This window comes from Corynebacterium sp. Marseille-P8863 (assembly GCF_946902955.1).
Classification (GTDB): Bacteria; Actinomycetota; Actinomycetes; order Mycobacteriales; family Mycobacteriaceae; genus Corynebacterium; species Corynebacterium gottingense.
In genome coordinates, this window is the sequence record NZ_CAMPQC010000003.1 from 289720 (window position 1) to 308490 (window position 18771).

Consider the following 18771-nt stretch of genomic DNA (forward strand, 5'->3'; position numbering starts at 1 on the left):
ATGGAATACAAGGAGTAGCCGTGCAAGGAATCATCGACTGGATCATCCACCTCATGGAGATCCTCGGCGGCCCGGGCGTTGGCATCGCCATCCTGCTAGAAAACCTCTTCCCGCCAATCCCATCTGAGGTGGTCCTCCCGCTCGGCGGCTTCACCGTGGCGCAGGGCTCCCTGTCCTTCGCCTCCGTGCTCATCTGGTCCATCGTCGGCTCCGTCGTCGGCGCGTACCTCCTCTACGGCATCGGCGCCTGGCTGGGTGCCGCCCGCCTGCGCAAGATCGCGGACTGGATGTGGCTGGTCAAAGCCTCCGACGTGGATGCGTCGCTGAAATTCTTTGACAAGTACGGCAGGACCTCCGTATTCATCGGCCGCCTCATCCCGGGCATCCGTTCCCTGATCTCCATCCCCGCCGGCCTGGACCGCATGAGCCTGCTCACGTTTGGTATCTGGACCACGCTCGGCTCCGCGATCTGGAACACCATCCTGGTCTCCCTCGGCTACGCGCTCGGCGACCGGTGGGAGGAGGTCACCGGGTACGTCGATGCGTATTCCAAGGTCATCTACGTCATTCTCATCCTGATCATCGTCGGCTTCCTCGCCTTCTTCATCCGCCGCGCCATGAAGGAGCGCAAGGAAGGCGCCCCCGCCCAGTAGCGGCTCACGGCGCGGGCTGGCACCGCGGGCACCACCAGATCACGCGCTCCAGGTCACCCTCGCCCCCGAGAAACCCCTTGGTAATGAGCGTGCCGCAGCGCCTGCACGGTTTCCGGTTCCGCCCAAACACGTAGCTCGTCTCGCCCGCACGCCTGATCCCGGTGGTCACGCGCACGGGCGAGTCTTTGTTTGCCCACATCAGCCGGCGCGCAAGGGCCACATGCTTTGCGACGTCCACGTCCCCCACCTTCAACGCCGGGTGGGTCCCCGCCAGAAAGTTGATCTCGGCGCGGTACTCGTTGCCGATCCCGGCGAGGTTGCGCTGATCCAACAGCGCCCGCCCGATCTCCATGTCCGGGTCCGCCTCGATGCGGCGGATCGCCTCGGCGGCGTCGAAGTCATCGGCGAGCAGGTCGGGGCCCAAATACCCCATCTCCTGGGGGTACTCGCGGGCCGGGAAGACCCGGACAAGTCCGAGCCAAAACCCGACGAGCTCGATGTCGGGGGCGGGGGCGTCGGCAAGCGAGAGCACGACGCGGGCGGCGTGGCCGGGCTTGCGCCACCGCTGGCCCGCCCGGTGGAAGGCCCAGGTGCCCTCCATCTTCAGGTGTGTGTGCAGGATCTGCGCCGTGTGGCCGGGCGCGCCGAACTGCATAAACAGGTGCTTGCCGTAGGGCCACACGCGCTCGCAGGTCATGCCGGTGAAGTCGACCGTGGCGTAGCGGGGCACGCGCAGGCTCGTGCGCGTGACCTCCCGGCCGGTCATCCACTGCAGACGTTTGGACAGCTGGTAGACGGAATCCCCTTCAGGCATGGTGCGATTCTAGGCCCCGGGGGCGCTAGTCGCGGGTTAGGTACGGAGTTGGTGCAGCGGGAAGGTGACAATCCCGTCGTCGAACGGAGTTGTGATGCCTGTGCCCGTGATCACCGCGCTAAACGTTGGAGGTCCGGATTCGTGATCTATCGAGGCGATCGCCTTTTTCAGCGAGGCTACGCCTCGCTCAACCCCACTGAACCCAGTTTTCACTTCGACAGCACCCCAGCGCCCATCAGGCAGTGTGAGCACCGCATCGATCTCGTTGCCGTTTGAGTCCCGGTAGTGGTAAATGGAACCTCCCATTGCTTCGATCATGACTGCGAGGTCGTGGATCACGGCCGATTCGAAGAGAAGGCCCACTGTCTCAGGATCCGCGGTCAATGAGGCGGATGTTGCTCCGAGTGCCGCAATGGCTAGCCCGGGATCGGCCAGATGATACTTGGGCGAGACACGCAACCTCGCTTTCGAGCGGAGCCGCGGGGCCCATGCGGAGACCGCCTCCACAACAAAGATCCGCTGCAGACTGTCGAGGAGTTTCGTCACCGTCGGTAGCGAGATTCCTGGACTTACCGTATCCAAATCCTTTCGCAGTGTGGAGACGGAAACTTCCACAGAAACGGACCTTGCGATTGCCGCAATCAGCCGCTCTGTAGCAAGTGGAGTGACGCGCAAGTCCGCCACGCGGTGCATGTCCGAACGCGCTGCCTCCGACAGGTATCCGTGTAACTGGGCCAACACGATCTGCTCATTTCCGGTTTGGAATCCCGGAAACCCCGGAGTGAGCAGATTTTGGATGACTTGGGTGTAGGAAATCTGACCAGCGTCGGGGGTGACCGGCTCCCCCTGTAGGAGTCCAGCCAGCGATACAACGGGGGCGTAATCTGCCTTCTCACACAGCGTGAGTGTGCGTTGCCGAAGCCGAAGAAATCGAGCCGCACCGGTATGTCGAGTAATGCTATCCGCAGGAACCGCTGAACCGGCTAAAATAAATTGTCCAGGTGCTGCTGCTAGGTCCACTTCTCGTCGGGCGAGATTAAACAGGTCGGGGGCAGCTTGCCACTCATCGAGGAGCCGCGGTCGAGGACCGTCTATCACCGCGGCCGGCGCGAGTTTCGCAATGTGGTTTGTCGCCGGGTCATCGATAAGCGCATACGACGCACAGTGGTGGAGCCCTGTCATCGTCTTCCCGCACCCGCGAGGTCCTTCAATAATCACTGCACCGCTCGCCTCGAGCAGAAACTCAAGCCGCTTATCGACGATTCTCGGGCGGTATCGACGGCCAGCCAGCTGTTGTGTATCCAAAACTCCCCCTGTTTTACATATTGCAGGATTTATACTTTATGTTTTGCAGACATCGTACTTGATGTTTTGCAGATTTTTGGCGCGCTAATCGTCGAAGCTGAGCCCCTCGGCGGGCCCGCGCGCCTCGTCCATCTCCCCCAGCGCCTCGGCCACGCTCCTGCCCCGCCGCTTCGGCGGCGCCGCAGCTTTCGCGCCAATCTTCACGCCCTTGTGCGTCACCCGCGCCCCGTAGTCGCGCAGGCCAAACGCTGGGCCACCATTGAGCTTCTCGACGCCCACGGGCTGCATCCGCCCGGCGCGCACCGCCTCATCCAACGCACCGATGACCAGCGGGAGCGGGTCGCCCACCCCCTCCGGGAAGCCGTCGAAGAATGTGGTCATGGTTTTGCCGCCGCGGGTGATGTGGGCGGCGAGGAGGCCGTCGATAAGCACGACGATGGCCCCTGCTGCCCTCGTCGGGCCCTGCACGGGCCACGGCAGGGCGGCGCCGTAAGGGTTGGCGGGGTCGGTGGCGGCGAGCACGTGGACGTGAGGCTCGCGGGTGCCGGACGGCCAGCCGATGATGTCGTCGGAGTCCGCGTGCCCGCGTAGCCGGTCGATGGTGGCCGGGGTGGAAAACTGCGATACGCCGAGGCCCTCGATGAGGTAGCCGCGCATCGCCTTGCCGGAGGATTCGAAGCCGGACAGCGTCTTGTAGGCCAGCGCGAAGCCGCCGAGGATGTCCTCGGCCACGACGGAGCCGCGGGTGACCACGCCGTAGCGGTCGAGCAGGCTCTCCCCCAGCGCGACGGAGCGGCGCGTGGCGTCGGTGTCCGCGCGGGGTGTCGCGGCCCAGCGCCCCACCATGTCCGGCGGCGTGGTGTTGGCGAAGGAGGTGCGCCCCGAGCGGATGCGGCTGCGCTGCGGGCGGCGCCGCGTGCGGTGCGCCGACTTGCCTTTGCCACCGGCGAGGCGGGCGCGGATGGGCGCGAAGGAGTCGGGTGAAACGCTGCCGGCCTCGACGAGGTCCCACATGGCCTCGCGCAGCTCCTCGGCAGTCGTGGTGCGCTCGGTGACGGGGCCTAGCAGGTCCGCGAACAGGTAGCCGCCGCCTCCGCGAATGCACTCCATCACCTGCGTCTGCGTGAGGCTGAGTTGTGGTTCATCCACCTGCGGCATGAGCTGCTCGGCGTAGTCGGCGGGCAGCAGCATGATCCACGGGTCGCGCGCGCCGGCCTTGCCCGCGCCGACGATGAGGATTTCCCTGCCCGCGGTGAGCTCGTCGAGCATTACCGGCGAGTAGTCGCCCACGCGCGAGGGCAGAATGTGCGACTCCCACGCGCTGGCAGGCAGGCGTACTCCGGCTAGTTGCTCGAGCACGGTGAACACGCCGTCCGCGCCGCGGAGTGCCGGACGCACGCCTGCTGGGGCCACGTTGTGCCAGGCCGGCAAGAAACGCCCGTAGGCGGACTGCGTCACCGGCTGGGTTTGCGCTCGGGTCACCGCCAGCGAGCGCGAGCGGATGATGCGCAAGACTTCGGCGGCGACGTATTCTTCCTCGTCCACGCCCTGCCGGTAGCGCCCCGGGATCACCTTGTCCTGGTCCACTAGCCGGGTCAGCGGCTCGTGCGCCGCGCCAACCGCGAGGCCAAACGCGTCGGCCAGGTCGCGCAGGGTGAACGGGCCGCGCGTGCGCACCCAGCGCCCGACCAGCTGCTGCAGCGCGTCCGGGATGGTGGCCACCTGTGCGGCAACCCCGGGCGGGACGGGGATGCCCAGGCCGTCGCGAAGCAGCGGGGCGTCAAGCGTTTGCGCGAGGTGCTCGCGCCCGCCGATGCGCACCCGCATCACCCGGCCGTGCAGGCTCTCCTCCAGCGTGGCCAGGGGGACGTCGGTGTAGTCAGCGAGCGCATCCACGGCGACTGGCCCCACCATCCGCAGGGTGTCGGCGAACTGCTCGCTGGTTTTCGCGCGCCCCAGGCGGCGGAGTTTCGCGTCGGTTTCGGCGATCACGTCGGCGTCGAGAAGCTCCCGCAGCTCCACGGTGCCCAAGAGCTTGGCCAACAGCGACGGGTCGAGCGAGAGGGCGGCGGCGCGCTTTTCGGCGAGCGGGGTGTCGCCCTCGTACATGAAGGCGCCGGTGTAGTTGAACAGCAGCGAGGAGGCGAACGGGCTCGGCTGGTCCGTGGTCACCTCCGCGATGCGGATGCGGCGCGTGGACAGCTCGCGCACGACCTCCTGGAGCGCGGGCAGGTCGTAGACGTCCTGGAGGCACTCGCGGACCGTTTCCAAGATGATGGGGAACGACGGGTAGTTGCGCGCGACGTCGAGCAGCTGCTCCGCGCGCTGGCGCTGCTGCCACAGCGGCGCGCGCTTGCCAGGGTTACGGCGCGGCAGGAGCAGGGCGCGGGCGGCGCACTCGCGGAAGCGGGCCGCGAACAGGGCGGAGTTACCGACCTGCTCGGTGACGATGTCGGCGATCTCGTCGGCGTCGAATTGGAAGAGCGACCCGTCCGGCTCCTTCTCCCCCTGCGGCAGGCGCAGCACAATGCCGTCGTCGCCCGCAACGGCTTGGGCGTCCATGCCGGTCTCCTGGGCGACGCGCCAGCCGGTGGCCAACGCCCACGCCGCGTTCACGCCCTTGCCAAAGGGGGTGTGCAAGACCACGCGCCAATCGCCCAGCTCGTCGGTGAAGCGCTCGAGCACCAGCGTCTGCTCATCCGGCAGCACGCCCGTGGCCTCTTCCTGTTCCTGCAGGTAGGCAACGAGGTTGGAGCGCGCGAACTCGTCGAGCGCCGGGTCGATGCCCTCGCCCGAGCGCGCCTGGCGGCGGAACTCGCCGAGCGCCTTGCCCAGCTCGTATGGGCGACCCAGGCCGTCGCCGTTCCAGAACGGGAGCCGGCCCGTGTGGCCGGGCGCGGGCGTGACCTGCACCTGGTCGCGGGTGATGTTCTCGATGCGCCAGCTCGACGCGCCGAGGGTAAACACGTCGCCCACGCGGGATTCGTAGACCATCTCCTCGTCCAGCTCGCCGACGCGGCGGGGCGCTTTGTCGTCCGAGCCGAGCAAGAACACGCCGAACATGCCACGGTCCGGGATCGTGCCAGCATTCGTCACCGCGACGCGCTGCGCGCCCGGCCGGGCCTTTAGCGTCGTGCCTTCCAGAATGGCGCGGGGCCGAAGCTCCGCGAAGTCAGTCGACGGGTACACACCGGTGACCAGGTCGATCACGGAATCGAACACCTCGCGCGCCAGGTCCCGGTAGGGCCAGGCGCGGCGCACGGTGTCGAACCACTCGTCCACGTCCAGGTCCTCGAAGGCGACGGCGGCGACCGTCTGCTGCGCGAGCACGTCCAGCGGGCTGCGCGGGGTGTGCAGCTCCTCGATCGCGCCCTCGCGCATTCGCGGGACCGTCACCGCAGTTTGTACCAGGTCAGAGCGGTGCTTGGGGTAGAAGCTGCCCTGCGAGACCGCGCCCACGGTGTGCCCGGCGCGGCCGACGCGCTGCAGCCCCGAGGCCACCGAGGGAGCCGACTCGACCTGGATCACCAGGTCCACCGCGCCCATGTCGATGCCCAGCTCCAGCGACGAGGTGGAAATCACCGCGCGCAGCGCACCCTCCTTGAGCATCGTCTCGGTCTGCAGCCGCTCGTCCTTGGACACGCTGCCGTGGTGGGCGCGCGCGATGACCTGCTCCGCGTGGCCCGCCGTGTCCACCGACTTCATCAGCTGCGCGGGCGGGCGCCGGGTCTGCGGCGAGAGCGCGTCCGGGTCGTGCTCCTTCGCCCACAGCTCGTTGAGCTGGCTGGTCAGCCGCTCCGCGGTGCGCCGGGAGTTGACGAAGACGATCGTGGAGCGGTGCGCCATCACCTCGTCGTACACGGCGCGCTCGATGTGTGGCCAGATGGATTTCGCGGCGCCCGGTGGTGGGGGCTCGGTGGCGTCGTCAAGCAAAAGCTTTTCGACGTCACCCTCAATCACGGCCTCCCCAATCGTGGAAGCATCCTCCGGCACCGGCAGGTCCGACATGTCCTCGACGGGGACGTGAACGTCCAGCTGCCAGCGCTTCTCCGCGGGCGGATTGATGATGGTGGTCTTGTCGCCCAGGAAGTTCGCCACCGCCTCCAGCGGGCGCACCGTGGCGGACAGGCCGATGCGCTGGAAGTTCCCCGCGAGGCGGCGCAGGCGCTCGAGCGAGAGCGTGAGGTGCACGCCGCGCTTCGTGCCGGCCAGCGCGTGGATCTCGTCCACAATTACGGTGTCGACCGTTTTCAGGATGCCCGCCGCCTTGGAGGTGAGCATGAGGTAGAGCGACTCCGGCGTGGTGATGAGAATGTCAGGCGGCTTTCGCAGCTGCCGGTTACGCTCCGCCTGCGGGGTGTCGCCGGAGCGCACGCCGACGGAGATGTCCGGCATATCGCGCCCCATCCGCTGCGCGACGCGCGCGATCCCGCCAAGCGGCGCGCGCAGGTTGTTTTCCACGTCCACGCCCAGCGCTTTCAACGGGGAGATGTAGAGGACGCGGACGCCACCGTGGGTGGAGGACTGCGCGCCGTCGATAGGCAGGGCCTGCTGGCCAGCACGCTCGACCAGCGAGTTCAGCGACCAGAGGAAGGCCGCGAGCGTTTTACCCGAGCCGGTGGGCGCGACCACCAGGGCGTTCTCCCCGTCCGCGATGGCGCGCCACGCCCCCTGCTGGACAGGGGTCGGTTCCGCGAAGACCTCCGAAAACCAGGTGGCCACCTGGGGGTGGAAGCGGTTGAGGATCTCCGTGCTCATGGCTGCAAGGATAACGGGCCGTCAACTGCGGTAGTGTTTGAACTATGACTGCGCAGTATTCAGACTCCCGGCTGACCAACCTGATTGCCCAAGGCACCGGCGAGATCCTCAAGGGGATCCGCGGCGTCGGCTTGCTGCGAGGGCGCGAACTCGGCGAGGCGGGCGATGACCTGGCCCAGAACTGGATCGCCCGCGTGCTGGAGCAGCACCGCCCGGGCGACGCATTCTTGTCCGAGGAGGCGGCGGACGACCAGACGCGCCTGAGCAATAAGCGCGTGTGGATCGTGGACCCGCTCGACGGCACCAAGGAGTTCGCCACCGGGCGCCAGGACTGGGCTGTGCACATCGCGCTCGTGGAAGATGGCGTGCCCACCCACGCCGCGGTCGGCCTGCCGGACCTGGGCGTGGTGTTCAAGTCCTCGGACGTGCGCCACGTCGCCGGCCCCTTTGCCAAGAAGATTGCAATCTCCCGCAACCGCCCGCCGGCCGTGGCGGAGGCAGTGGCGGACGCGCTCGGGTTTGAAACTGCGAAGGTGGGCTCCGCCGGCGCGAAGGCGATGCACGTCCTGCTCGGTGATTATGACGCCTACGTGCACGCCGGCGGCCAGTACGAGTGGGACCAGGCCGCGCCGGTAGGCGTATCCCTGGCCGCGGGCCTGCACTGCTCCCGCCTCGACGGCTCCCCGCTGCGCTTTAACAACAAGGACACCTACGTGCCCGACGTGCTGATCTGCCGCCCGGAGATCGCGGACGACATCCTCGCCGCCTGCGCCAAGTACCACGACGAGCACGGCAGCTACGAGGGGGTCGCAACGAAGTGACGGTCCCCACCCCGTACGAGGACCTGCTGCGCGAGATCTCCGAACACGGCAAGGCGAAGGGTGACCGCACCGGCACCGGCACGGTGAGCTTGTTCGGCCGCCAGCTGCGCTACGACTTGGCCGACTCCTTTCCGCTGCTGACCACGAAGAAGGTCTTCTTCAAGGGGGTCGTCGGCGAGCTGCTCTGGTTCCTGCGCGGCGAGTCCAACATCGCCTGGCTCAAAGACAACGGCATCCGCATCTGGAACGAGTGGGCCGACGAGGACGGCGAGCTCGGCCCGGTCTACGGCGTGCAGTGGCGCTCCTGGCCCACACCCGACGGGACACACGTGGACCAGATCGCGGAGGCGCTGCGGACGCTGAAAGAGAACCCGGATTCGCGCCGCAACATCGTCTCCGCCTGGAACGTCGCCGAGCTGGACAAGATGGCGCTACTGCCCTGCCACCTGCTCTTCCAGCTTTACGTGGTGGACGGGACGCTGAGCATGCAAGTCTACCAGCGCTCGGCCGACATGTTCCTCGGCGTGCCCTTCAACATCGCCTCCTACGCGCTGCTCACGCACATGTTCGCCCAGCAGGCAGATCTCAAGGTTGGCGAGCTCATCTGGACCGGCGGCGACTGCCACATCTACAACGACCACGTCGAGCAGGTGCGCGAGCAGCTCTCCCGCGAGCCGCGCCCGTACCCGCAGCTCAAGCTGCGCAAGGCGGAGTCGCTCTTTGACTACGGCTTCGACGACATCGAGGTGGAGGGCTACGACCCGCACCCGACGATCAAGGCGCAGGTGTCCGTCTAGTGCTGGGCGCAATCTGGGCGCAATCGCTCGACGGCGTCATCGGCGACGGCACCGGCATGCCCTGGGACGTGCCGGAGGACCTCAAATTCTTCAAAGAGGTGACGATGGGCCACCCAGTCATCATGGGCCGCAAGACCTGGGAGTCGTTGCCGAAGAAACCGCTGCCGGGCCGCCCGAACCATGTGCTCAGCTCGCGCGAACCGGGCGCGTGGTCGGACGGGGCGTTCGTGTCTCCCGACCTTCCCGACCTGAAGACGGACGCGTGGATCATCGGCGGTGGCCAGATCTACGAAGCCACGCTCGACGAGGTCGACGTCGTTGCGCTCACGCTTATCGACGTCCGCGTGGCCGATTCCCTCCCCCAACCGGTCTATGCACCCCGCCTCGGCGCCGAATTTGCGCTCGTGCGCGACGGCGAGTGGAATATTTCCCGAACTGGCACCCGCTTTAAGCACCAACGATTTGAAAGGACCGACTCGTAGCATGACTGCGACCCCCGAAACCAACGCTCACGTGACCGTCTTCGCCACCAGCTGGTGCCCGTTCTGCGCGAAGCTGCGCCAGAACCTGGACCGCACCGAGACGCCCTACGACGTGGTAGACGTCGAGGCCGCCGGCAACGAGGACGCGGCCGCATGGGTGGAGTCCGTCAACGACGGCAACCGCGTAGTGCCGACCGTGCTCTACTCCGACGGCACCCACGCAACGAACCCGCCCGCATCCGCGGTGCGCGAAAAGCAGGCCGAGCTCGCCGGCGCGTAGCTGATTTTCGGTGCCGCGCGCGGGTGCGGTACGCTCGCACCTATGCCCTAGTAGCTCAGTGGATAGAGCACGGCTCTCCTAAAGCCGGTGTCGGAGGTTCGATTCCTCTCTGGGGCGCTTTTGTCCTCAGTCGCGACATAGTTGACAACTCAGTCGCGACATGGTGGACAAACCGGTGCCTCGGTTTTTATTTTTCCGAGGCACCGGTTTTGTGTTTTAGGTCAGTGGGGGTTGGCCTTTTCGCCAGTATGGTTTTTGGTAGTTGCGGGATGTGTCGATGTAGTGCTCGGCGATGATTTCGCCGGTGTCTTTTAACCCCCCTCACGTTGTACAAAGCCCTAGGTGTACTGACCTCAGGGCTACAAGCCTTGCAGCGCGCCTTGGCTGCCTATGCATGAGAACGAAACTCCTGGAGCGTCCAGGAAAGACGCGCTCCGGAGCGTTCCTCGCCGAGACAGACCCGTACAGTGTCATTAGTTCGCCGGTGGTTTGCCCCAGTCAGGGCGCTTGGTCAGGTGCCACGACCCGCACGAGGGGCATTCGTAGATCCGCAGCGGCCCTGCCCGTCGCGACCATTTCAGTGCTACATGCACGGCGTCATCATAGTGCTCGTATTCGCGTTTACCAGTTTCGGAGCACAGTACGCGTTCGACTGGCGGCTTCTTCGACCTCCTCCGATGGTGCTTCATCACACAATGATTCTAAACTTCAGGTGTAACTGGCTCCTGTAGGTGACTGATGATGGTGGCAGCAACTACGAGCGCTGCGGCACCGAAGACTCCACCGGCGACCGCGACGGCTCTGCGGAAGCCTGTGAGGAACGCTCCACTGGCGACCATTTCGCCGAGGACTGCGACGCCGACGACGCTGCCGGTCTGGCGGGCGGCATTGATGACTCCTCCTGCGATGCCGACATGTTCCGGCGGGGCCGAGGCCACTGCGGCCGAGGTCGCGGCCGGCATCGCGAAGGCCATCCCGAATCCAGCCGTGAAGGTCAACACCGCGACCACCACGTAAGGGGTTTCTGCGGTGAGCAGCACGAGGCTGCTGAAGCCGATCGTGCCGACTACCAGGCCGGTGAGCATGGTGGGGAACGCGCCCCACCGGGCGACGGCACGGCCGCCCAGCGGTGACGCGACCACGGCGCTGCACGCCTGTGGTGCCAGCGCGAGGCCTGCCAGCCACGGCTCGTATCCCAGGTACTGCTGGAAGAAGAGGGAGAGCACGAAGAGTTGTCCGAAGAAGCTGAAGTTGAGCGCGAGCCCTACCATTGCGGCCACGGAGAACCGGGCACGAGTGAACAAGGCCATCGGCAGCATCGGGTCCGGGTGTCGTCGCTCTGCGATGATGAACAGGGCGAGGAAGACGCCCCCGGCGATCAGCACGGCTACCTGCCAGGGTGACCATCCGTGTTCGCCTGCGGTGATGACTGTATAGGTTACTGCCACCAGCGTGAGCACGGAGAGCACCTGTCCGGGTAGGTCCACCCGTCTCGCGCGACTGCCCGTGAGCACGGGAATTGCCCACAAGGTGAGCAGACAGCCGATCGCGACGATGGGGAGGTTGACCCAGAACACCGCCCGCCACCCGATCGCCGACACCAGCGCTCCGCCCAGGACCGGTCCGATCGCGGCGGCAACACCTCCTGCGCCGCCCCACAGCCCGATGGCGCGTGCTCGTTCCTTCGGATCGTCGTACACAGCCGACAGCAATGCCAGAGAGCCCGGCACGATCGCTGCCGCGCCCACGCCCTGGACGGCGCGACCAGCGACGAGGAACCCGCCTGTGGGAGCGAGGGCGCACACGGCCGAGAGCACAGCAAAGACCACCAGGCCAGCGAGGTAGACCCTGCGGGCCCCAAGACGGTCGCATGCGGCCCCAGCTGTGAGAAGGAACGCGGCGAACACGAGGGTGTAAGCGTCGACGACCCACTGCAGTGAGCCCACCGTCATGTCGAGGTCAGTGCCGATCTCGGCGAGGGCGACATTGACGATGGTCGTATCGAGCATGACGATGAAGAAACCAAGGAGGGTCGCGACCAGCGCCGTGCGCCGATGCGCGGTCATACGCGAGACTCCAGCGAAGCCTCGGCGGGCGGGTGGCCGAAGTAGGTGCGCTTGCTCAGGTCTTGATCCCAGGTCCGGTAGGACCGGTCCAGCAGTGTCGGCAGCACCAGATCGAACAGGCGCCAGGACGCGGCGAAGTGCATGTCCCGGATCTCGGCCTTGTTGCGGCCGATCGTGTCTCGCCCGGCGCCGTACTGGCGTTGCACGTTAGTCAGGTCGAAGTGGTCGGGATCGGCCAGTTTCAGGTTGAGTGCGCCCATGCGCACCAGGCGGGCGGCTGCGGCACCGCCGATGCCCCCGGTGCCGACGATGCCGATCACGGCATCGCGCAACCGTGCTTGGCGTTCACGCTGTTCCTCGGTGGTGTCGCCGAGCCAACCCAGGTTGCGGTCAACGCGTTCCCAGTAGAAGTCCTCATCGTAGTGCCCGCGTAGCCGTTGGCGGTCCCCGTTCATCGCGATCGCTCCCTTCGTCTCCTGATGCAATGAATCTGGTGAGTTCAGGCTACGCCTGCGATTGTTCGGTCGTCACCGAACAGTTCCGGGTGCACACTGGAGGCATGGTTGCGCGCGTGTTTCCTGAAGCGGTCCCGGATATCTCGACAGTCGCGTCGGCTCTGGCTGACTCGTCGCGGGCGGCCATGTGTGCTGCGCTCATGGACGGGCGGGCCTGGACGGTTGGTGAACTGGGCAGGTACGCGGGCCTGGCCCGGTCGACGGCGAGCGAGCATGTTGACGTGCTCGTCACCCGCGGTCTCGTCCACGACATTCGGCAGGGCCGGCACCGCTACATTCGCCTGGCCGGGGAAGACATCGCACGAGTGGTCGAGAGCCTTGGCGTGGTCGCCCGCTCGCCCCTGCCCACTCCTCACAGCCTCAGCGCGTCACGGGCGAATGCGAACCTACGTGAAGGCCGCACCTGTTATCAGCACCTCGCCGGTAAGCTCGGGGTGCGCCTGGCTGAACAACTGGAAGAGCACGAGTTCATCGACTCGCACTGTCAGGTCACTAATCAAGGTCATCGCTTGTTCATACAGTGGGGTGTGCCCCCGAAGATGCTCGACACGGGCAGGTCGTGCATGGACTCCACCGAACGCCGCTTCCACCTCGCCGGCCCTCTCGGCACGGGAATCTGCAAGACTCTGCTGGATAAGGAATGGCTTTCCCGCAGGGGTCGTACCCGGGCCGTGCGTCTCACTCCCGCCGGGCGGGCAGCGCTCAACGACGCGGGGATCTCCCTCAATTAGCCGTCCCTGAGGGCTTCAGTCGTTCTTTGGCACCGGCGTGACCTTTCGGACGATCGAAAGCCGGTGTCGGAGGTTCGATTCCTCTCTGGGGCGCAAAATCCCCCGATGACCTGCATAAATAGGTCAACGGGGGTTGCTTCTTACCCGCGGACGTTGCTGCCTATCACCGTCGGCAGGACCAGCGGCGACTCACCGAGCAGCGCTTCCAGGTTGCCGTCGCGCTCGACCGCGCTCGTCACCGCCTTCACCTTGGCGTTCGGCTTCCCTTTCTTGTCGGCGCCGCGGGCCGCACCCATGGGCCCGGCAGCCATCGCGCCGCCGCGGCTCCCCGCCGCGTTACCGCCGGTGCCGCCCGCTGCGCCCTGCGCGAGACCCGGTGCTCCATTCCCGCCCGCGCCAGGCATGCCGTTGCCAGCTCCGGACAGCGGGCGACCCGCCATCCCGGCCCCTGCGCCCAGTGCGCCGCCGACGCCCGCTCCGGCCGCCCCGGCGCCAATAGCGCCCGCCGCCGACGCCGCGGAGCCCCCAACCTCGCGCGCAGCATGACGACCGCCGCCGACGCGCCCCGGGCCGCGACCTCGTGTACCCGCGCCCATCGGCCCGGCGGCTGCGCCACCAGCACCCGAGCTGGCACCGCCGCCCGCGGCGATGGTTTGGCCGGGCGCGAACCCGCCGGCAGCGCCAGCGCCCGCTCCAGCACCGGCGCCTGCCGGGCCTGGCATCGCGGCGCCGCCGAGGGGCGCGCCGCCGGCCGGGACTGCCCCGCCACCGAATGCGCCGCCGGGCTGCGGGGCAATCTGCCCGAGCCCCGCGGAGGCGGCCTGCGTTGCGGCGGATCCGCCCGGTGCCTTCGCGGCCACCTGCTCAAGGACCTCCGGGTTTGGCATCCCGTACTCGGCCACGACGTGTGCTGGCGTTGCTGCGTTCCCGAGCGCGGAGAGGCCGGCGGCGGAGAAGGCGTCGCGAAGCGTGCGCGGCAACGGCGAATCCTCGAATGCGGCAGCCGCCGCCTCCGGCATGTCCGGCACCGCAAACCCGTTGCCCGGGATAGATCCGAGGTCAGGCAGCAGACGGTCAAAGACCGGGACCACCGGCTGCAGCGACGCAGTCAGCCGCGGCGGGAATACGCCCAGGTAGGAGCGCTCAAACGCGAGCCGCGACGGGCCCGGCAACCCCGCGTACACGGACATCGCGCCGTGTGCCATGAGCTGCTCCGCGCCCGCGACCTGCGCGAGCCCTGCCGCGTGTCCCTGCATCGCGACGGACCTGGCGACGTATTCTTGGCCGACGCGAGCGACGTCGCCAAGCTTATCGACGGCACGCGCCACAAACTCAGTATCCGCCGAATCAGCGAGCATCGCGGCGACCCCAGGCAGCTGCGCGATCACCGACTGGATCAGCGCCGCGTTCTGGCCCCAAAACGCGGCCGCCGCGGTGGCCTGCGCAACCTGCGTGGTCATCAGCTGCCCATGGAGCACGGGTAACGACGCCTGCGCCCCAGCCGTCGGCCGTGGATTAGAAAAGTTCTTGGCGTTGTCATAGTGCGACATCGCCTGCGTCATCAGCCCAGACACGGCTCCCGCGCCGCCGGAGCGCTCCACCACGCCGATCGAGCCGAGAATCCCCGCGACGGAGTTGTCCGCCCGCGACGTGTTCTCGGTGCTCACGCGGAGCACGTCTGCAATCGTCTGCAGCCACTCCCCCAGCACGCGGTTCGCCTCGGGCGCCGATGTCGACGACACCCGCGAGTGCGTCCGCCCCGCGCCGTCCAAGCCGGAGACCGGCGAGAAGGCGGCCATTAGACTTGATCCGGTTAGAAGCCTCGACTCAGCGAGTCGATCTGCCAAATTGTTTAGCGTCCCCACCGCAGAGTTAACAGATTCCACATCAAGATTAATCAAATTCCCCACAATTTCCCCCTATTTATTTCCAGCTGGATCCCCACCAGCTGCCTCTAAAATACGGAACCAACGCCGGTTTCGCCACCTCTTCTAAGGACTGAGCGACAAATATAGTTTCTCGAGCGACTCCAGCGCTTTGCTACACGGGTCCAATTGCTTGTGGGCCGAACCTCTAATCGAGTACGCAACGGTCAATCCACCACGAACAGTATCTACCTGAGCGTAACAATCCCTTCCACCACTGATTTCCGAGAAATGCACAAAAGCACCAGGTATCTCAGAGTTCTCAATTTCCTGAATCGACCTGGCCCCCTCACGTTCAAGCCAACTACGGCTTGAAGCATTGGCAAGAATCACTTTGGACGTACCAGGCAATTCAGATTCAACGCTGCATCCCGTTGAGCCATTCTCTGCTTTTGTGCCACGCGCTGGGCCGATATTCCTCGTAATCCCCGCCGCAGCAAATTCCTCTTCGGAGATCTCGGTGCAAGGATCGAAGAGGTCGTCGCCAAGCGTTTGCGGATCAAAGTCCCCGAGTTCGAGAGTCCCACTTTCGAAATGGAATGCCGGAACCTCGGTAGTCTCCGGACTTGACGCTACTTCAGCCTCGGCGTGCTGCTCGAGCGCCGCGTTCTGGTCGCCACACCCCGCGAGAAGCGTCGCCACCAGTACCGCGCCAAGCACGATCTTCTTATTCTTCCCCATCAATCCCCCATCTTGATCTGCTTTCAGGCGTCTCCATTATGGCCGACTTCTGTGACGTACGCTACGCAAAACGGTTGCGATCGGCGTTGCGCTCTGCGGCCGCAGAGTGACATGTTCCATAAAACGGACCTACGCAAGGCCCAACTGGCAACAACCACCGCACCAGTTACAAAGACGGTCAAGTCCCGTGGAGTGGTGTAGCCGTCTAACTTTCGGCTCGGTTTGAAGTTCAGGGTTGGGTTAGGCGGCTAGCTGGTGTTCGTCACCATGGTTGTCTCCTGTGCGGTGCATGCGGTGTTTGGTGTGTTCGAGTGCGGATAGGGACATGGAGCGTTTTTGCTGGGTCGTCCGTACAAGCGCACAAAAGCGAGCAACAACAGCAGAATCAAGATCACACTTCGACCGCGCACAATCACCTAACCGTTAGTGCTTCCGTTCTTCACCGGCGAGCGTTCCACGGGCTGGGCCGCCACCGCGCAGGCGCAGCTCTTGGGCGTCACTGCGGCAACCACACCAGCCGACCTGTGGCGGGGTGTGTTTGAAGGCATCGCAATGTCGTATCTGCGCGTCTACGAGCAGCTCAAGGAGGCAGGCGCGCTCCCCGAGCGCGTCGTGGCCTCCGGTCGTGTCACGGCCGACCACCCGACATGGCTGTCGGTGCTCGCAGATGCGCTCGGCTGCGAGGTCGTTCCCCTGGAGATGAAGCGCGCCACTCTACGTGGCACCGTGCTCATCGCGCTGGACGTCGTCGCCCCCGAGGTGCGGCGGGCAACCCCGCCGTTCGGGCAAGGCCACCGCAGCGTCAATGCACACCGCGAGTACTTCAGGGAGCTCCGCGACCGCTTCGAAGCGGCGCATCGCGCGCTTGTCGTGAAGTAGCTTTAAAATCAGTCTGATTGTCCCAGTACTGATCTCACAAGGGAGCTCCGTTGGCACGCCACGCAACCCAGTCCTCACCGTCTCCGCTGCGCACGGCGCGCGGCGTGCTCGCAGCGTTCCTCGCGATTGCGGGCGTCGTCACCGTAGCCGGGCTCGCACTACTGTGGCCGGGCGGCAAGCACCCGGAGGTCCTGCCCGGGTTTGAGCAGACACAGACGTCGACGGCTGAAACTGTGAAGGCCACCGTCATTGAACATTCGGTGGCTCCCTGTGGTGGCGTCGCAACGCCAAACCACCCTGAGTGCGACTTCCTACGCGTCGAGCTCGAATCCGGGGGAACCACAACCATCGAGGCTGCCCAGCAGCCGGGCACCCCAGAGCTTTCGGTCGGCGACCGCGTAGTGCTCTCAGTGCACCACAACCCTAAGACTTCGTATTCTTTCCTCGACATGGACCGCTCGGTGCCGCTCGGCCTGTGGCTCGCGCTCACGCTGCTGGTGGTGGTTGCCGTTGGGGCGTGGCGCGGCTTGCGCGCAATCTTCGGTCTGCTGTGCACCTTACTTGTCATCTTCGGCTTCCTAGTCCCCGGGCTTCTGCTCGGCTACAGCCCCGTGGGGCTTTCCCTGGTGACGGGTGCCGCGGTGCTGTTCCCTGTCTTTTTTGTTGTGCACGGCAGGAATTGGAAGTCCGCGTCGGCCCTGGCCGGCACCCTGACGGCGCTGGGGCTTGCGGCGCTCGCGGCACACCTCGCCATCGACACGACGCAGCTTCGCGGGCTTGCCGACGAAAACAACCTCCTCATTCACATGTACCTCCCCCAGGTGCAAGTGCCAGGGATCATGCTCGCCGGATTCATCATCGGCGCGCTCGGCGTGCTCAACGACGTCACCATTGCACAGGCCTCGACGGTGCAGGAGCTGTACGAAACTTCGCCCGATGCGCGGCCCCGCGCCGTGTTCGCCTCCGCAATGAAGGTCGGCCACGATCACATCGCCTCGATGGTCTATACCCTGGTGCTGGCATACATGGGCGCTGCCCTCCCGCTGTCGATGCTGCTCCAGGTCGCCGATCGTCCCCTCACGCAGGTGCTCACCTCCGACGTGGTGGCCACCGAGATCATGCGCTCGAGTATCGGCGCGATCGCATCAGTCCTGGCGGTGCCGATCACCACGGCGATTGCGGCATGGACGATCCGCGCTCCCCAACCCACACCGTAATGTTGCTAGAGTCACGATTGTGACTACTTTCAATCGACGCCGCCTCCTTCAAACCACCGCACTCGCAGTCGCGGGCGCAACCCTTGGCTCCACCGTGCAAGCCCACGCACAGTCCCGCATCCTCGGCACCGTGATCGACTACTCAGCGGGCGTCCCGTCCGGCGCAGCCGTCAAGGCCGCCGGGCACATGGGCGCGGTCCGGTACGTCTCCCAGCCCCGCCCCGGCGCGGAATGGATGAAGGGCAAGCCGGTCACCATCGGCGAGACCCAGGACTTCGCCGCCAACGGGCTGGCTACCGCGTCGGTCTACCAGTTCGGGCGGGCGGAGACTGCTGATTGGAAGGAGGGGGCGGCTGGCGTCGCTAAGCATGCCCCGCAGGCGATCCGCCTCCACCAGGCTGCGGGCGGACCGAACGGCCGGCCGGTCTACATCGCGATTGATGACAACCCCACTCGCGACCAGTACGTCAACCAGATCCGCCCCTACCTGCAGGCATTCCAGCTCGCGCTGAAGGCGGCGGGGCTACTCACCGGCGTGTACGGCAACTACAACGTGATCCAGTGGTGCGTCGAGGACCGCATCGGTTCGTTCTTCTGGCAGCACGACTGGGGCTCCAACGGCCGAATCCACCCCAGCGCCAACATCCACCAGAAGGCTGGGTTCGTCGGCACGGTGGGCGGCGTGCAGGTGGACATCAACAACGTGTACGCCTCCGACTGGGGCCAGTGGACCCCGGGGCGCGCAAACCCGCTGCCCATCCCGGACATCAACGCGCTGGTCCAGGGGTCGAGCCAGCTCTCGTCGCAGGTGGATTGGCGGCGTTTCCTGCCGTAGGCGGGGGCGTCG

Annotated in this window: 16 protein-coding genes and 1 tRNA gene; 10 read left to right on the top strand and 7 right to left on the bottom strand. The window is 66.1% G+C overall.

What is annotated here, in order from left to right:
* The first annotated feature begins 20 nt into the window (after positions 1-20).
* Positions 21-653 (top strand): DedA family protein, encoded by a 633-nt coding sequence (locus OVO38_RS03705; RefSeq protein ID WP_095277091.1) that lies wholly within the window; start codon positions 21-23, stop codon positions 651-653.
* A gap of 4 nt (positions 654-657) precedes the next feature.
* On the opposite strand, the gene OVO38_RS03710 is transcribed toward OVO38_RS03705, so the two are convergent.
* The 3 genes from OVO38_RS03710 to OVO38_RS03720 form a co-directional block, all read right to left on the bottom strand.
* Complete coding sequence (locus OVO38_RS03710; RefSeq protein WP_267207775.1) at positions 658-1467, bottom strand: DNA-formamidopyrimidine glycosylase family protein; 810 nt, start codon at positions 1465-1467, stop codon at positions 658-660.
* Positions 1468-1503: 36 nt separating this feature from the next.
* The gene (locus tag OVO38_RS03715; RefSeq protein ID WP_267207776.1) at positions 1504-2772 is read right to left on the bottom strand and encodes an ATP-binding protein; all 1269 of its coding nucleotides are present in this window, start codon (positions 2770-2772) and stop codon (positions 1504-1506) included.
* Between the two features lie 84 nt (positions 2773-2856).
* Positions 2857-7530, bottom strand: coding sequence for an ATP-dependent helicase (locus OVO38_RS03720; RefSeq protein ID WP_267207777.1), 4674 nt, complete (start codon positions 7528-7530; stop codon positions 2857-2859).
* Positions 7531-7574: 44 nt separating this feature from the next.
* Here OVO38_RS03720 and OVO38_RS03725 point away from each other — a divergent pair, with 44 nt between their 5' ends.
* From OVO38_RS03725 to OVO38_RS03745, 5 genes are all read left to right on the top strand, one after another.
* Positions 7575-8351, top strand: coding sequence for a 3'(2'),5'-bisphosphate nucleotidase CysQ (locus tag OVO38_RS03725; RefSeq protein WP_267207778.1), 777 nt, complete (start codon positions 7575-7577; stop codon positions 8349-8351).
* Positions 8348-9148 (top strand): thymidylate synthase, encoded by an 801-nt coding sequence (locus OVO38_RS03730; protein WP_095545998.1) that lies wholly within the window; start codon positions 8348-8350, stop codon positions 9146-9148. The genes OVO38_RS03725 and OVO38_RS03730 overlap by 4 nt, the downstream gene beginning before the upstream one ends.
* Positions 9148-9630, top strand: a complete 483-nt coding sequence (locus OVO38_RS03735; RefSeq protein WP_267207779.1) for a dihydrofolate reductase — start codon at positions 9148-9150, stop codon at positions 9628-9630. The genes OVO38_RS03730 and OVO38_RS03735 overlap by 1 nt, the downstream gene beginning before the upstream one ends.
* Before the next feature lies 1 nt (position 9631).
* Positions 9632-9910 carry a mycoredoxin gene (locus tag OVO38_RS03740; RefSeq protein WP_095277107.1) on the top strand — a complete coding sequence of 93 codons (279 nt, stop codon included), beginning with the start codon at positions 9632-9634 and terminating at the stop codon, positions 9908-9910.
* Between the two features lie 44 nt (positions 9911-9954).
* A tRNA-Arg gene (locus OVO38_RS03745) sits at positions 9955-10027 on the top strand.
* Positions 10028-10611: 584 nt separating this feature from the next.
* Here OVO38_RS03745 and OVO38_RS03750 read toward each other — a convergent pair.
* Both OVO38_RS03750 and OVO38_RS03755 read right to left on the bottom strand, forming a co-directional pair.
* Entirely contained in the window at positions 10612-11976 is a 1365-nt protein-coding gene (locus OVO38_RS03750) for an MFS transporter (protein ID WP_095553245.1), read from the bottom strand.
* The gene (locus OVO38_RS03755) at positions 11973-12431 is read right to left on the bottom strand and encodes a ThiF family adenylyltransferase (protein ID WP_095537752.1); all 459 of its coding nucleotides are present in this window, start codon (positions 12429-12431) and stop codon (positions 11973-11975) included. Before OVO38_RS03755 ends, OVO38_RS03750 begins: the two co-directional genes overlap by 4 nt.
* Positions 12432-12460: 29 nt before the next feature.
* On the opposite strand from OVO38_RS03755, the gene OVO38_RS03760 reads away from it, so the two are divergent.
* Entirely contained in the window at positions 12461-13222 is a 762-nt protein-coding gene (locus tag OVO38_RS03760) for an ArsR/SmtB family transcription factor (protein WP_198947124.1), read from the top strand.
* A gap of 140 nt (positions 13223-13362) precedes the next feature.
* Here the strand turns inward: OVO38_RS03760 and OVO38_RS03765 are convergent, their stop codons facing one another.
* Both OVO38_RS03765 and OVO38_RS03770 read right to left on the bottom strand, forming a co-directional pair.
* On the bottom strand, positions 13363-15021 hold the full coding sequence (locus OVO38_RS03765; RefSeq protein ID WP_267207780.1) for a hypothetical protein: 1659 nt from the start codon (positions 15019-15021) through the stop codon (positions 13363-13365).
* A gap of 192 nt (positions 15022-15213) precedes the next feature.
* Positions 15214-15828, bottom strand: a complete 615-nt coding sequence (locus OVO38_RS03770; RefSeq protein ID WP_095554367.1) for a DUF3558 family protein — start codon at positions 15826-15828, stop codon at positions 15214-15216.
* Between the two features lie 426 nt (positions 15829-16254).
* Here OVO38_RS03770 and OVO38_RS03775 point away from each other — a divergent pair, with 426 nt between their 5' ends.
* From OVO38_RS03775 to OVO38_RS03785, 3 genes are read left to right on the top strand one after another with little or no spacing between them, the layout of a single operon-like run.
* Positions 16255-16707: an FGGY-family carbohydrate kinase gene (locus tag OVO38_RS03775; RefSeq protein WP_095548540.1), complete on the top strand. Its 453-nt coding sequence runs from the start codon at positions 16255-16257 to the stop codon at positions 16705-16707.
* Positions 16708-16757: 50 nt separating this feature from the next.
* Positions 16758-17924 (top strand): YibE/F family protein, encoded by a 1167-nt coding sequence (locus tag OVO38_RS03780; protein ID WP_095554368.1) that lies wholly within the window; start codon positions 16758-16760, stop codon positions 17922-17924.
* 16 nt (positions 17925-17940) lie between these two features.
* Positions 17941-18759 (top strand): DUF1906 domain-containing protein, encoded by an 819-nt coding sequence (locus OVO38_RS03785; protein ID WP_267207800.1) that lies wholly within the window; start codon positions 17941-17943, stop codon positions 18757-18759.
* Positions 18760-18771 lie beyond the last annotated feature (12 nt).